Annotated in this window: 16 protein-coding genes; 14 read left to right on the forward strand and 2 right to left on the reverse strand. The window is 31.2% G+C overall.

Going from position 1 to position 14,406, the window contains the following annotated elements:
- The first annotated feature begins 7 nt into the window (after positions 1 to 7).
- The 4 genes from MHN29_RS05340 (at position 8) to MHN29_RS05355 (ending at position 1,947) form a co-directional block, all read left to right on the forward strand.
- The gene (locus tag MHN29_RS05340; protein ID WP_150898235.1) at positions 8 to 226 is read left to right on the forward strand and encodes a hypothetical protein; all 219 of its coding nucleotides are present in this window, start codon (positions 8 to 10) and stop codon (positions 224 to 226) included.
- Positions 227 to 238: 12 nt separating this feature from the next.
- Positions 239 to 910, forward strand: a complete 672-nt coding sequence (gene trmB, locus MHN29_RS05345; protein ID WP_150898236.1) for a tRNA (guanosine(46)-N7)-methyltransferase TrmB — start codon at positions 239 to 241, stop codon at positions 908 to 910.
- Between the two features lie 95 nt (positions 911 to 1,005).
- On the forward strand, positions 1,006 to 1,617 hold the full coding sequence (locus tag MHN29_RS05350) for a hypothetical protein (protein WP_235274374.1): 612 nt from the start codon (positions 1,006 to 1,008) through the stop codon (positions 1,615 to 1,617).
- Positions 1,618 to 1,620: 3 nt separating this feature from the next.
- Positions 1,621 to 1,947: an MGMT family protein gene (locus MHN29_RS05355; RefSeq protein WP_235274373.1), complete on the forward strand. Its 327-nt coding sequence runs from the start codon at positions 1,621 to 1,623 to the stop codon at positions 1,945 to 1,947.
- On the opposite strand, the gene MHN29_RS05360 is transcribed toward MHN29_RS05355, so the two are convergent.
- On the reverse strand, positions 1,942 to 2,841 hold the full coding sequence (locus MHN29_RS05360; protein ID WP_235274372.1) for a sterol desaturase family protein: 900 nt from the start codon (positions 2,839 to 2,841) through the stop codon (positions 1,942 to 1,944). The genes MHN29_RS05355 and MHN29_RS05360 overlap by 6 nt on opposite strands.
- Positions 2,842 to 2,968: 127 nt before the next feature.
- Between MHN29_RS05360 and MHN29_RS05365 the strand changes: the two genes are divergently transcribed.
- From MHN29_RS05365 to MHN29_RS05390, 6 genes are all read left to right on the forward strand, one after another.
- Positions 2,969 to 4,099: an Mrp/NBP35 family ATP-binding protein gene (locus MHN29_RS05365; RefSeq protein WP_150898240.1), complete on the forward strand. Its 1,131-nt coding sequence runs from the start codon at positions 2,969 to 2,971 to the stop codon at positions 4,097 to 4,099.
- 9 nt (positions 4,100 to 4,108) lie between these two features.
- On the forward strand, positions 4,109 to 4,345 hold the full coding sequence (locus MHN29_RS05370; protein ID WP_150898241.1) for a NifU family protein: 237 nt from the start codon (positions 4,109 to 4,111) through the stop codon (positions 4,343 to 4,345).
- 64 nt (positions 4,346 to 4,409) lie between these two features.
- Positions 4,410 to 5,465: an NAD(P)/FAD-dependent oxidoreductase gene (locus MHN29_RS05375; RefSeq protein ID WP_150898242.1), complete on the forward strand. Its 1,056-nt coding sequence runs from the start codon at positions 4,410 to 4,412 to the stop codon at positions 5,463 to 5,465.
- Positions 5,466 to 5,468: 3 nt separating this feature from the next.
- The gene (locus tag MHN29_RS05380) at positions 5,469 to 6,047 is read left to right on the forward strand and encodes a GrpB family protein (protein ID WP_150898243.1); all 579 of its coding nucleotides are present in this window, start codon (positions 5,469 to 5,471) and stop codon (positions 6,045 to 6,047) included.
- A 4-nt stretch (positions 6,048 to 6,051) separates the two neighbouring features.
- Positions 6,052 to 6,948: a sterol desaturase family protein gene (locus MHN29_RS05385; RefSeq protein WP_235274371.1), complete on the forward strand. Its 897-nt coding sequence runs from the start codon at positions 6,052 to 6,054 to the stop codon at positions 6,946 to 6,948.
- A 2-nt stretch (positions 6,949 to 6,950) separates the two neighbouring features.
- Positions 6,951 to 7,283, forward strand: a complete 333-nt coding sequence (locus MHN29_RS05390) for a 2Fe-2S iron-sulfur cluster-binding protein (RefSeq protein ID WP_150898244.1) — start codon at positions 6,951 to 6,953, stop codon at positions 7,281 to 7,283.
- Between the two features lie 31 nt (positions 7,284 to 7,314).
- On the opposite strand, the gene MHN29_RS05395 is transcribed toward MHN29_RS05390, so the two are convergent.
- Complete coding sequence (locus MHN29_RS05395) at positions 7,315 to 7,833, reverse strand: flavodoxin (protein WP_235274370.1); 519 nt, start codon at positions 7,831 to 7,833, stop codon at positions 7,315 to 7,317.
- A 127-nt stretch (positions 7,834 to 7,960) separates the two neighbouring features.
- On the opposite strand from MHN29_RS05395, the gene MHN29_RS05400 reads away from it, so the two are divergent.
- Genes MHN29_RS05400 through MHN29_RS05415 form a run of 4 tightly spaced genes read left to right on the forward strand, consistent with a single transcriptional unit; the run spans position 7,961 to position 14,404 of the window.
- Positions 7,961 to 9,478 carry an aspartate aminotransferase family protein gene (locus tag MHN29_RS05400; protein WP_235274369.1) on the forward strand — a complete coding sequence of 506 codons (1,518 nt, stop codon included), beginning with the start codon at positions 7,961 to 7,963 and terminating at the stop codon, positions 9,476 to 9,478.
- Complete coding sequence (locus MHN29_RS05405; protein WP_235274368.1) at positions 9,478 to 10,800, forward strand: lysine N(6)-hydroxylase/L-ornithine N(5)-oxygenase family protein; 1,323 nt, start codon at positions 9,478 to 9,480, stop codon at positions 10,798 to 10,800. Before MHN29_RS05400 ends, MHN29_RS05405 begins: the two co-directional genes overlap by 1 nt.
- A 4-nt stretch (positions 10,801 to 10,804) precedes the next feature.
- Positions 10,805 to 11,980, forward strand: coding sequence for an MFS transporter (locus MHN29_RS05410; RefSeq protein WP_235274367.1), 1,176 nt, complete (start codon positions 10,805 to 10,807; stop codon positions 11,978 to 11,980).
- A 3-nt stretch (positions 11,981 to 11,983) separates the two neighbouring features.
- The gene (locus MHN29_RS05415; RefSeq protein ID WP_235274366.1) at positions 11,984 to 14,404 is read left to right on the forward strand and encodes a GNAT family N-acetyltransferase; all 2,421 of its coding nucleotides are present in this window, start codon (positions 11,984 to 11,986) and stop codon (positions 14,402 to 14,404) included.
- The last annotated feature ends 2 nt before the right edge of the window (positions 14,405 to 14,406 follow it).

The following is a 14,406-nucleotide window of genomic DNA, read 5'->3' on the forward strand; positions in this document are numbered from 1 at the left end:
TCAAGTTATGTTAGGATTAAATATTTTTAGATTAATAGGAGATTTATTTGAAGTATTATTCGTCCCTTTTAAGTGGTTACGATTAGAAGTAGCTAAAGGAGATGCAGGATGGTGGACTTCTAACACTGTTAATTGGATTTTCTTAGGAGTTTTAGTAGTGTTATTTGCTTATTGGATGAACCAATCTGCTACTTTCTTAAGAGAAGGAACAGAAGATAGAGCTTAATTTCTACACACATTGGGAAGTAAAAACAAATTAAAACGTTTCAAAGAAAATGAAACGTTTGCTAATGTTATCCAACCATCGAGAGAAGAAGTAATCAATAATTTTTCTTTAAAAGGAAAATGGAATACTTTTTTTAAAAACGATAACCCTATTGTATTAGAATTGGGGTGTGGTAAAGGAGAATATACTATTGCATTAGCTGAAAAAAATCCAGATAAAAATTTTATTGGTATCGATATAAAGGGTGCTCGTTTTTGGCGTGGAGCTAAAACAGCTCTAGAAAACAACATGGATAATGTTGCCTTTATTAGAACCCAAATAGAATTAGTCGATTACATTTTTGCAGAAAATGAAGTTGATGAAATATGGATTACTTTCCCAGATCCACAAATAAAGTATCAACGTACCAAGCATCGTATGACAAATGCTACTTTCTTAAGAAGATATTACCATATCTTAAAAGAAGGAGGTTTTATGAATTTAAAAACCGATAGTGAGTTTATGCATGGATATACATTAGGTTTGTTACATGGAGAAGGACATGAAATAATACATGCAAACCACAATGTGTATAAAAATGAAGGAGCTCCAGAGGAAGTAACTTCAACACAAACTTTTTACGAAAAACAATACTTAGAAATTGGTAAACCAATTACTTATATCCGTTTTAAATTAAAATACTAGATAAATTCAATTTATAAAGAGTTTTTAAGCTATTTTTGAGAAAGGATTGCTCGTTCTTTCCGTCCAACACAATAGTAAAACAAAACTCGTAAGAAATGATATTATCACACTTGGCACTAGGATTTATAACTTCCTATATAGGTTATACACCACCAAGTATGTTAAATATTACAGCGAGTAAAATCTGTATTGAAAATAATAGAAAAATTGCCTATCAATTTGCTCTTGGAGCTTCTGTAATTGTTTTAATTCAGGTTTTATTAGCAGTTTTATTATCATCTTTTTTGAAAGAATACCCTGAAATAATAATTTGGGTTAAAAAAATAGCAATCTTTGTTTTTGCTATTATTTCTGCAACTTTTATATATAAAGGGCTGTCAAAGTCTAAACAGAAAGAAAACAAACCTATCCGAAATGGTTTTTTCTTTGGCTTGTCATTGTCTTCTGTCAATATGTTTGCAATTCCTTTTTTTGCAGTAGCGCATTCATCATTTGTAATGCACGGATGGGCAATGTCTGGACTTGTTTGTACTTCAGTTTTTGGGTTGGGTACCGTTCTTGGGACTTTTGCTATTTTAAGTAGTTATCTTTTTTTAGCTCAAAAGTTTGAGAATAAACTTATAGAGTATTCTAAATATTTTACAATATTAATAGGGGTAATCACAGGATTTATTGCAATTTATTCAGCTATCAAATTATATTTTTAGTAAGTGGGAAAATCAGATAATTTTTTTGAAAGAGTCTACGAAGTAGCACGTTTAATACCATACGGTAGAGTTACCAGTTATGGAGCTATAGCAACGTATTTAGGAGCAGCACGTTCTGCAAGAATGGTAGGCTGGGCTATGAATAATTCTGGAGCTAAAAATGTTCCTGCACATAGAGTTGTAAATAGAATAGGTTTGCTAACAGGTAAACAACATTTTGATGGAACAAACCTTATGCAACAACTTTTAGAAAGTGAAGGAATAAAGGTTAAAGAAAATCAAATTCAAGATTTTGACAAGGTTTTTTGGAACCCATCTGAAGAATTATAGTTTTTTATCACCAAGACTTTTCCTCAGTTCTTTTGTAGTTAAAGTACTCTTATCATGACTCCACCCCGGAGGCATTAATAAATATTTAATTCCGTTAAGTAAACTCCCACTGTTAAAAGCTCTAGTAAGCATGCTTTTCCATTCATGAAACTCAACTTTAAATAAGTTATGAGTTTTAATGTTAGAAGTTAACCCGTAAGTAGGAGTTTCTTCTTCTTTTTGAAAAGTACCAAACATACGATCCCAAATAATTAAAACGCCAGCATGATTTTTGTCTAAATATTTTAAGTTAGAACCATGATGTACTCTATGATGAGAAGGTGTATTGAAAACAAATTCAAACCAAGAAGGAAGTTTTTTAATTTTTTCTGTGTGAATCCAATATTGATAAATAAAATTTAAAGTTTTAATAGCGAATATTTGTAGAGGATGAAAACCTACTAAAGGCAACCAAATCCAAAATAAAAAATGTCCAGTAACATCATAAGTCCAAGTTTTTCGTAAAGCAGTTGAAAAATTGAAACGTTCAGATGAGTGATGTACTATATGACTAGCCCAATAAAAGGATACGGTATGAGAAATTCTATGTCCCCAATAAAAAACAAAATCATCTAAAAAGAATAAAACTACCCATGATGGCCAAGAGTTATATCCAATTGTAAATAGTCTAAAATTATCATACACAAAAAAGAATAGTAATAGTTTTAATGATTTTGTGAGTAATGAAATTATAAAGAAGATTAATCCCGAAAGAATATTTACACCAGAGTCCTTGAATTCATGATTCTGATTTCGGTCTTTCCAACCAAGATATATTTCTACTAAAATTAAGAGAATAAATATAGGAATAGCTATAGGGTAAGCCAGTAAGTTTATTTGATTTATTAGATCCATAGGTTAACGAAAATACTAAAAATAAATATCGCTTATAAATCTATAAATAATCACGATGTAAACGCTTTATTTTATGAGGGCTAAAGCGTATCTTTGTAATTTAGAATTAATTTAATTTATTACTCTAATGAGTTTTAAGAAACAAGATATATACAAGGCGTTAGAAACTATTACTGCACCTGGAGAAGGTAAAAGTTTGGTTGAAAACGAAAATATAAAAAACGTAGTAGCTTTTGGCGATGAGGTTATTGTTGATGTAACAATTTCTAATCCGACATTACAAGCTAAAAAGAAAGTTGAAGTTGAGATAATGAAAGCAATTCACCAACACGTTGATGAAAAGATTGATGTAAAAGTGAATGTGAAGGTTGAAGTTCAACAAAAAGAAAATCCAAACCAGATAAGAGGAAAAGAGATTCCTAATATTCAAAATATTATTGCAGTAGCATCTGGTAAAGGAGGAGTAGGAAAATCTACTATTACTTCTAACATGGCAGTATCTTTAGCAAAGATGGGGTTCAAAGTTGGAGTTTTAGATGCCGATGTTTATGGGCCATCACAACATTTAATGTTTGATGTAGAATTAGAAAAGCCATTAGCAGTAAATGTGAATGGACGTTCAAAAATGAAACCAGTAGAAAACTATGGAGTTAAATTATTATCTCTAGGTTTTTTTACAAACCCAAATCAAGCAGTAATTTGGCGTGGACCAATGGCTTCGAAAGCATTAAACCAATTAATTTTTGATGCAGATTGGGGAGAGCTAGATTTTCTATTAATTGATTTGCCTCCAGGAACAGGAGATGTACATTTATCAATAGTACAAGCAGTTCCAATTAATGGAGCAGTAGTAGTAAGTACACCGCAAAACATTGCCTTAGCAGATGCTAAAAAAGGAGTAGCAATGTTTCAACAAGAAAGTATTAATGTGCCAGTTTTAGGTATTGTGGAAAACATGGCGTATTTTACACCAGCTGAATTGCCAGATAATAAATATTACATTTTTGGAGAAGGAGGCGCAAAAAATTTAGCTGAAGATATTGAAACTAGTTTCTTAGGAGAAATTCCATTGGTGCAAAGTATTCGTGAAGCAGGGGATGCAGGACGTCCAGTAGCTTTACAAGAAAACTCACCATTAGAAAAAGCATTTACTGATGTAACAAAAGAAATGGTTTCTCAATTATTAAAAAGAAATGCAAATTTACCACCAACTGAAGTAGTTCGTATTACAACAATGAGTGGTTGTAGCACAAAATAATCAAAGATTATGACAGCAACAGAAACAAAAAATAACGTAGAGAAGGCGTTAGAAGAAATCCGCCCATTTTTAGTAAGTGATGGTGGAAATATTAAGTTATTATCTATTGAAAATAATACAGTAAAAGTACAATTAGAAGGAGCTTGTAGTGGTTGTTCAGTAAATCAAATGACGTTAAAAAACGGAGTTGAGGCAACAATTAAAAAATACGCACCAGAAATTGAAGAAGTAATTAATGTTGAATAACTGATAAAAATCAGTATTTAAAAAAATTACAACTAATAAATTTACTCGATTTTATTATTTGAAAATGATTAAGACAGATATACTAATTATCGGTGCTGGTCCCACTGGACTGTTCACCGTTTTTGAAGCAGGATTATTAAAGTTAAAATGTCACTTAATTGATGCATTGCCACAACCAGGAGGGCAATGTTCTGAAATATATCCTAAAAAACCAATATTCGATATTCCAGCTTATCCAGAAATTTTAGCAGGTGATTTAACCGATAAATTGATGGAACAAATAAAGCAATTTGAACCAGGTTTTACTTTAGGAGAGCGTGCAGATACCATCGAAAAACAAGACGATGGGTCTTTTATTGTAACTACAAATAAAGGAACAAAACACCAAGCACCTGTGGTAGCTATTGCAGGAGGATTAGGAAGTTTTGAACCTCGTAAACCACCTATTCCAAATATTGCTGATTTTGAAGATAATGGAGTAGAATATATGATTCGTGAACCAGAATTATATCGCGATAAAGATGTAGTTATTGCGGGTGGTGGAGATTCTGCATTAGACTGGTCTATTTTTTTAGCAGACGTAGCTTCTTCAGTTACATTAATCCATAGAAGAAATGAATTCCGTGGAGCTTTAGATTCAGTAGATAAAGTTCAGGAATTAAAGAACGAAGGAAAAATCAATCTAATAACACCAGCTGAGGTTAAAGGAATTGTTGGAGAAGGCAAAGTAGAAGGTGTTATGGTAGAGCAAAAAGATAAAGAACCATTTACTTTAGCATGTGATCATTTCATTCCATTATTCGGATTGGCTCCTAAATTAGGACCTATAGCTAATTGGGGATTAGAGATTGAGAAAAATGCAATTAAAGTAAATAATGCATTAGACTATCAAACAAATATTCCTGGAATTTATGCTATTGGTGATGTGAATACATATCCAGGAAAATTAAAGTTAATTTTATGTGGTTTTCACGAAGCAACTTTAATGTGTCAGAGTGCTTTTCAACGTATTTATCCAGACAAAAAGTATGTAATGAAATATACTACAGTTGGAGGGGTAACAGGTTTTGATGGAACTAAAAAAGAAGCACCTAAAGCTGTTGTAAAAGCGATTAACTAAAAAATGACTAAGACATTATATGATTTGACAAGAGAAGATTGGAATACACTTTTTCCTATTCAATTGTCAAATCATAATAAAAATTGGAAGCACATTTTTGAAAGAGAAAAAGCCAATATTATTAAGAATGTCGATAATTCATATTTTAACAGAATAGAGCATTTTGGTAGTACTTCAATACCAAATATAAAGTCAAAGGCTTATATTGATTTATTTATTGAAATTCCAAAAGAGCTTTTATTCAATAAAGAAGTAATTAAAAGCTTCGAAAATTTAGGTTATACTTATTTTGAAGTGCCAGAAAGAGAAAATATACAAGCGTATATGTCTTTTGGTAAAGGGTATAATTTAGAAGGTAAAAAAGAACAAATTTACCATATTCATATGTGTCCTAAGGACAATGAAATGACTCAACAATTAAAGTTTAGAGACTATTTAATTGATAACCCAAAAAGAGCAAAAGAATACGAGAGACTGAAAGTAGAATTAGCATCTAAACATAAAAACGATAGAGGTGCTTATGTATTAGGAAAAACTAATTTTGTAAAAGAAACTCTTAAATTATATTACAAAAAAGAATAGAGAATTGACATTAACAGATTACATACAACAACTTTCAGAAGATAAATTATTATACTTTGCTTTACCCATTTTTTTTATTTCCATGCTGGTCGAATATCAGTTTGCAAAAGAAAAATATTATGGTAGAGATACAGGTGTTTCTTTATTAATGATGGTGTTTTCTGCTATTGTTGAGTTTATTCCTAAAATTTTAGCCTTTGTAGCTTTCTTTTACTTATATGAAATAAGCCCGTTAAAAGGTGTTGTAGGACGTAAATGGTGGGCATGGATTGTGTTATTGTTTGCAGATGATTTAGCTTACTATTGGTTTCATAGATTGAACCATGAAGTACGATTATTCTGGGCAGGTCATGTACCACATCATTCATCAGTACACATGAATTTAGGGACAGCTTTACGTCAAGGAGTTGGAGAGCGTATTCACAAATTTTTCTTTTGGATGTGGATACCTTTATTAGGTTTCGATCCATTAATGATGTTCACTATGATGGGGATTAGTTTAATTTATCAATTCTTTGTACATACAGAACTAGTTGATAAGTTGCCAAAGCTAATAGAGTTTATTTTTAATACACCTTCTCATCACAGAGTACACCATGCTTCTAATATTCGCTATTTAGATTGTAATCACGCAGGAATTTTGATTATTTGGGATCGTATGTTTGGAACATTTTCTGAAGAGTTAAAAGAAGTTGATAAACCTGTTTATGGATTAACAGTAAACATAGAAACATACAATCCAGTTAAAGTAGCAACTCATGAGTATGCCGCTATTTGGAAAGATGTAAAGCGTGCAGATTCATGGAGTGATAAATTAAACTATATTTTCAACTCACCAGGTTGGAGTCATGATGGAGAAGATAAAAGAGCGAAAACTCTAAGGAAAAAAATGAATTTATAATTATGGAACAAGATATTACTATAAAAATTACAGATCGTGAAGGTGTGACACATGAAATACAAGCACCTACAGACATGGCAATGAATTTAATGGAAGTAGTTCGTTCTTATGAGTTAGCTCCAGAAGGAACTATTGGAATTTGTGGAGGTATGGCAATGTGTGCTTCATGTCAATGCTATATCAAATCAGATCATGAATTGCCAGAAATGGGAGATGATGAAGACGCAATGCTTGCAGAAGCTTTTTATGTAGAAGATAATAGCCGTTTAGGTTGTCAAATACAAATGACACCTGAATTAGAAGGACTAGAAGTAGAACTAGCACCAGAGAGTTAAAAATATTTAAATAGCTTAAGTTTAATCAAACTTAAGCTATTAATTTTTCTTTCAATATTGATAACCAAGTGGATAACCTTTCTTGTGTTAATTCTGGTTGATTGTCTTCATCTAAAGCTAAACCATAAAACAACTCCTCACCTTCTATTTTTGCTTTAGATTCAGTGTAATCATAACCTTCCGTAGGCCATTGTCCTATAATTTTTCCACCATTTTCTAAAACTACTTCAGCTAACATTCCTACACCATCAATAAAATATTCACCGTAGCCATATTGATCACCTAAACCAAATAAAGCTATTGTTTTGTTTGTAAAATCAATGGTTTTAAATTCATCAAAGTACGATTCCCAATCGCTTTGTAAATCACCATCATACCAAGTAGATAACCCTAAAAACAGAATATCCATTCTTTCAAAATCAGATTTTGATACTTGCGATACTTCAATTACTTCAATTTCACTTTCATTCCACTCATCTACAATGGTATGCGTTATTTCTTCTGTCATTCCAGTATCAGAGCCATAAATTAAGCCAATATTTTTATTCATTTTTAGCTGTTTTAAAAATTGTAATCCTTTTTTGTTTTGCGTCTTTTTAATTTCTAATCGCGTCATTTTTTTTATGAAGCGAGATATATTTTTGCAATATAAAAACTATTAAGACTAAATAAAAATAATGATTCTTAAAGAAAGCCCTTCACTAAAAGAATTGTCATTAAATAATCACCTATTTAATGATGAGTCAGTGAAATTATACGAAGAGTATACACTAAAAACGCTAAACTACATTCAAAAGTTTTTATCAAACAGAAAATTCTACAAAGGAGATGAGTTAGCAGAAATTCAAAACGACAAACTTAATGCAAAGTTAGATAATATTGAAGATATTCAATCATTAGATACTGTTTTAGAAGAGCTGAATGAGTTGTACATACAAAAAGCAATTGCATTCCATAATCCGAATTATGTAGCACATTTAAATTGTCCTATAACATTACCGTCAATAGTAGCAGAAATGATAGCCACCACTATTAATACTGCTGTAGAAACATGGGATCAAAGTACATCAGCAACTTTTATAGAGCAAGAAGTTATTCGTTGGATTTGTAACGAGTTTAATTTTTCTGAAAATTCTGATGGTGTATTTACAAGTGGAGGAACTCAATCGAACTTTATGGCTTTATTAATGGCTAGAGATCATTATGCTTTTGAGAATTATGGTATTAATATCAAGCAAAATGGTTGGTCGGATGAAATAAGTAAATTTCGTTTCTTCTGTTCAGAAAAAGCACACTTCAGTATTCAAAAAAATGCAGCTTTGTTAGGAATGGGGTATGACGCCGTTATTCCTGTTAAGGCTGATTCTAAAATGAGAATGGATGCCAATGAATTAGTGTTAGCAATTGAAAAAGTTAAGCAGGAAGGAAATATTCCAGTAGCAGTTGTTGCCACTTTAGGAACTACAGATTATGGTAGCTTTGATCCATTGCAAACCATAGGAAAGGTTGCCAAAGAACACAATATGTGGTTACATATTGATGGGGCTTATGGAGGATGTTATGTACTTACAGATACGCATAAACATCATTTTAAAGGATCAGAAATAGCAGATTCTATAACCATAGATTTCCACAAAACATTATTCCAACCTGTTAGTTGTAGTGCGTTTTTAGCCAATAATAAAAAGCACTTTCAGTATATTTCGTATTACGCCGATTATTTAAACCCACTAGAAAACAAGGATCAAGAACGTCCAAATTTAATAGAGAAATCAATACAAACCACCCGCCGATTTGATGCTTTAAAAGTTTGGTTAACCCTTAAAACTTTAGGAACTAAAACAATTGCATCTTATTTAGAAGAAGTACATAACTTAACAAAGCGTGTACATGAAAAAATGAATGCTAATCCAAACTTCGAATTAGCACATGTACCAGAGTTAAGTACGCTTGTTTTTAGATATAAAAACTCAGAAGCCGCACATGAACCAACACATGATATGGTAAACTTACATATCAAAAATACATTGTATGCAGCAGGTAAAGCTTCTATAGCGAGTACAAAATTGAATGGTAGTATTTATTTAAAATTCACATTGCTAAATCCAAAGAATACGCTAAACAATCTTCTAAATATTATTGAAATGATAGAAGACACAGGAAAGAAGTTTCAACCAAAAACAGAATTATTATAATGCAAAGTACAATAGCAGATTTTATAGCAATAGGAGTAGGACCTTTTAATTTAGGTTTGGCATGTTTAACAGAACCAATAGATGGGTTAAATGGTATTTTTTTAGATAGAAAAGATAAGTTCGATTGGCACCCAGGAATGTTATTAGAAGATACAACATTACAGGTTCCATTTATGGCGGATTTAGTTACACTTGCCGATCCAACAAACCCGTTTAGTTTTTTAAATTACATAAAAGAACAGGGAAGAATTTACTCATTTTATATACGTGAAAACTTTTTGTTATTACGAAATGAGTACAATCAATACTGCCAATGGGCAATTAGTAAATTATCTAATGTTTATTTTAATACCAATGTTACAAATATTAATTACGATGAAATTCAAGGAATTTATATTGTAACAAGCATTTGTACTAAAACAGATGAGATTAAAATATATAAAGCTAAAAAGTTAGTTCTTGGTACAGGAACTCAACCATATATACCTGAGTGTAGTAAAAAATTAAAAGGAAAAGCATTGCACTCATCTAAGTATTTAGAGTATAAGGATAGTTTACAAGAAAAAGAGAAGATTACCATTTTAGGAAGTGGACAAAGTGCTGCCGAAATATTTTATGATTTATTACAAGAAATAGATACTCGAGGATATGAATTAAATTGGATAACACGCTCTCCACGTTTCTTCCCATTAGAATATTCTAAGTTAACATTAGAAATGACATCTCCTGAGTATGTAGATTACTTCTATAATTTACCTCCTCAGAGGAGAGATCATCTAATTAAGAATCAAAAGCATTTATACAAAGGTGTAAACCAAGATTTAATAGGAGCTATTCACGATACATTATATGCTAAGAGAGTTGTAGCTAAGGCACCGCTAAAAGTTTCTTTAAGAACAAATACTGAGCTAAAGGAAACTGAATTAAATGACAATTCTATTAGCTTAGAATTACATCAAGTTGAGCAAGATAAATACTTCAAACACGAAACAGAAGGTTTGGTTTTAGCAACAGGATATAGCTATTATTTACCAGAATTCTTAAGTGAAATTTCAGATAGAATTCAATGGGATGAACAAAGTCGTTTTGACGTAAATAGAAACTATAGTATTGATAAAAATAGTAGTGAAATTTTTGTGCAAAATGCAGAATTACATACACATGGATTTGTAACTCCAGATTTAGGAATGGTAGCTTATAGAAACTCTTACATAATTAAAGAAATGACAGGAGTTGAGCACTACCCTATTGAACAAAAAATAGCCTTTCAACAATTTGATGTTACTAAGGAAGAAGAAATTCAATTAAATGTTTTAGCATAGAAATATGAAGCTAAAAACATTTTTAATAGTAATGACATTGGTTGCAGTAGTAAGTGATTATCTACTGCATCCATTTTATCCGCAGTTTTTTGAGCTTAGATTTGGTATGACCAATCCCAAAAACGTAGGGTATTATTTCGCTGCTATTTGTTTTATGGTTATGATAGCATTTCCATTTTGGGCATATGTTTCTAAAAAGGTTTCTGAACTTAATATTTTAGTATATACCCAAGCAGTGGCAGGTATCTTAGCCTTGTATTGCTATTATACAACATCATATTTAAATTTCTGGATAGTATCATTAATTATGGTACTGTTTAAAGGAAGTTATTTATTGGTGTACCCTTATATTCTAAAAATTATTACCAAAGAAGAACACCCAAGTACTATTGGGTTGCTTTCGGTAGTTGTGCACTTAGGAGGAATATTAGGAGCAGTATTGGGAGGAATAACCGTAGACTATATAGCACCAAGTAGTATCTTTTTAATTATGGCTGGAGGTGATTTTATACAAATGGCAATGAGTGCCTATTTACTAAAAAGTAAAAAGTATGCTACAGATTTAATCATTTCAGAAAAGCCAGAGAATACAGAGAAGAAGTTTATACCTAAAGGCTTTATTTTAAAATTAGGACTAATTACGTTGATTTTATATTTCAGTGACTTTTTAATTAGACCTTTCTTTTCATCGTATTGGGAAAGTTTTTCAGATTATAAAAGCAAATTAGTTTCAGGAACCGTTTATGCAATACCTGGTTTTGTTGCTTTAGTAGCCTTATGGATTAATAACAGAAGAAAATCAGAAGGACATCAAGGAATTATAAATGCATTGTTTATAGGGTTAATTGGTCTTTTATTACAAGGAATACCTTATGACGGAATTGTAATTTTAGGAAGAATTGTCTATGGATGGGCAATTTTTCAAGGGGTAGTAAAATTCGATATTTTATTATTTGAATTAAGTACTCCAGAATCATATTCTGTAGACTATAGTAAAATACATTTCTTTCAAAATTTAGGAGTTTTATTAGCTTCTTTAAATGTAGGAATTATAGTAGATGAATTTGGTTTACAGATGCCTTTTGCCATTGCTTTAGGAGGGTTTTTACTAACTCTTATATTATACTTTTTTGTGTTTAAGTCGGTAAGAAAAGTTCATAAACAACTAGCAAAAGCTTAAGAAATGTCAACAACACAAACCACCTCAGTTTTTTCAAAAGAATACAACGATTTTGGAACGATTACTATTCGTCCTTTTCGAGTAAAAGAAGATAGTGTTTTTTTACAAAAATGGGTAACTAAAGAGTATGCTGTTTTTTGGGGAATGCCAAATGCTACATTAGAAGATGTAGAAAAAGAGTATACAGAATTAACAGCTCCAGAACATTATGATGTTTTTGTTGGAATGTTTAATAACGAACCAGCATTTGTTTTAGAGCGTTACAACCCTCAGTTAGACATTATTAATAATTTTTATAAAACCAAAGAATCAGATTGTGGAGTACACATTATTGTAGCTCCGCCAAAAGAGCCAAAAACTCCAAATTTTACTTGGTTTATGTTTCGATCAATTATGGATTTTGTTTTTACAAATTCAGCAATTAATAGAATAGTTGTTGAGCCAGATATTCGAAACAAAAAAATGTTTGCATTATGCCAAAGAATAGGATTTGAATTGGCTAATGTAATTGAGTTACCTAATAAAACAGCTCAGTTAGCATTTTTAACCAAAATCAACTATAAAAACCAAATTCAATCTTTTTCACCATCAAAAAGAAGTGCCATGAACACCTTAGATAATGTGGTATCGCCACAACAATCAACTCAACATATACAACCAAATGTTTGGAAACAAGCGAACTTATTGTTAGTAAAAAAAGCATTGTGTGAATTTTCACACGAACTATTAATAAAACCCGAAATAATAGAAGAATTAAGTAATGGATATAAACACTACAAAGTTTATACAGATTCTTTAGATATACGATACGAGTTTAATGCAAAGCCAATGGCATTAAATCATTTTATGATAGACGAAAAGTCAATTAAAAAGTATGTAAAAGATGCTATTACTGAAGTAGATGCTATTTATTTTATAAAAGAGTTTAGAAAAATATTAGGTATTGCAGATGAGAAAATGCCAGTATACTTAGAAGAAATTATTAGTACATTATACGGAAGTGCTTTTAAAATAACGAAAGGAAATCCAACAGCTCAAGAATTAGCTACGGCCGATTTTCAAACTATAGAGCAGTCTATGACTGAAGGACATCCAGGGTTTGTTGCTAATAATGGAAGAATAGGTTTTGATAGTAGCGATTACCGTTCGTATGCACCTGAGGCAGGAAATTCATTTTCTTTATTATGGTTAGCAGGACATAAATCGAAAGCAGTTTTCTCTGCTATAGAGTCGCTTCCATATGAAACATTAATACAACAAGAATTAGATGCAGAGACCATTGCACAATTCAATAAAACCATAGAAGAAAAAGGATACAAAGCAGAAGATTATTTATTCTTACCAATTCATCCATGGCAATGGTTTAACAAGCTAGCAAACATCTTTTCTCCAGAAGTAGCAAAAGGAGATTTAATTTGCTTAGGATATGGACCAGATCAGTATTTAGCACAGCAATCTATTAGAACATTATTCAATGTGACTAATCCACAAAAATTCTATACAAAATCGGCATTGTCTATTTTAAATATGGGATTCATGAGAGGATTGCCTTTATATTACTTAGGTACAGCACCTAAAATGGCAGTTTGGTTAGAAAATTTATTATACAACGATAGCTATATCCAAGAAAATGGATTTAGAATGCTTAGCGAAATAGGTTCAGTAAGTTATGTGAATCCTTATTTTGACGAGTTCGGGCCTCATAATGATTATAACAAAATGTTAGCTTCTTTATGGAGAGAAAGTCCTTATTCAGTAGTTAAAGAAAATCAGAAGCCTTTAACTATGGCAGCTTTACTTCATATTGATCATCATGGAAATGCATTATTACCAGAAATCATAAAAGATTCAGGAATTTCAATTGATAATTGGTTGCGTAAGTATTTACAAGCATATTTAAGTCCAATGTTACATTGTTTCTATTACTACGATTTAGTGTTTATGCCACATGGAGAAAACTTAATTATGGTATTAGAAGATAATATTCCTGTGTATGCATTATTGAAAGATATTACTGAAGAAGCTTGTATTTTAAATCCAGAAGTTGAATTGCCAGAGCATTTAAAGAGAATGTATGCTCCAGTGCCGGAAGACGTAAAATTACTATCAATTTTTACTGATATGTTTGATGGATTCTTCCGTTTCTTAGCACCTATTTTAGAAGAGCACGCAGATTATAGTGAAAATCGTTTTTGGGAATTAGTGGCAGAAAACATTCAAGAATATCAAGCAAAATTCCCACAACTAGTAGCAAAGTTTGAACAATACGATTTGTTTGCGGAAGATTTCAAATTATCATGTTTAAATAGGTTACAGTTAAATAATCATAAGCAAATGATTGATTTAGATGACCCAGTAGCCTTATTACAATTTGCTGGGAAACTGCAAAACCCATTAGCAGTATTTAAAACGCAAGAAGTTTAATC

Source organism: Tenacibaculum sp. Cn5-46, assembly GCF_022347705.1.
GTDB classification, from domain to species: domain Bacteria; phylum Bacteroidota; class Bacteroidia; order Flavobacteriales; family Flavobacteriaceae; genus Polaribacter; species Polaribacter aiptasiae.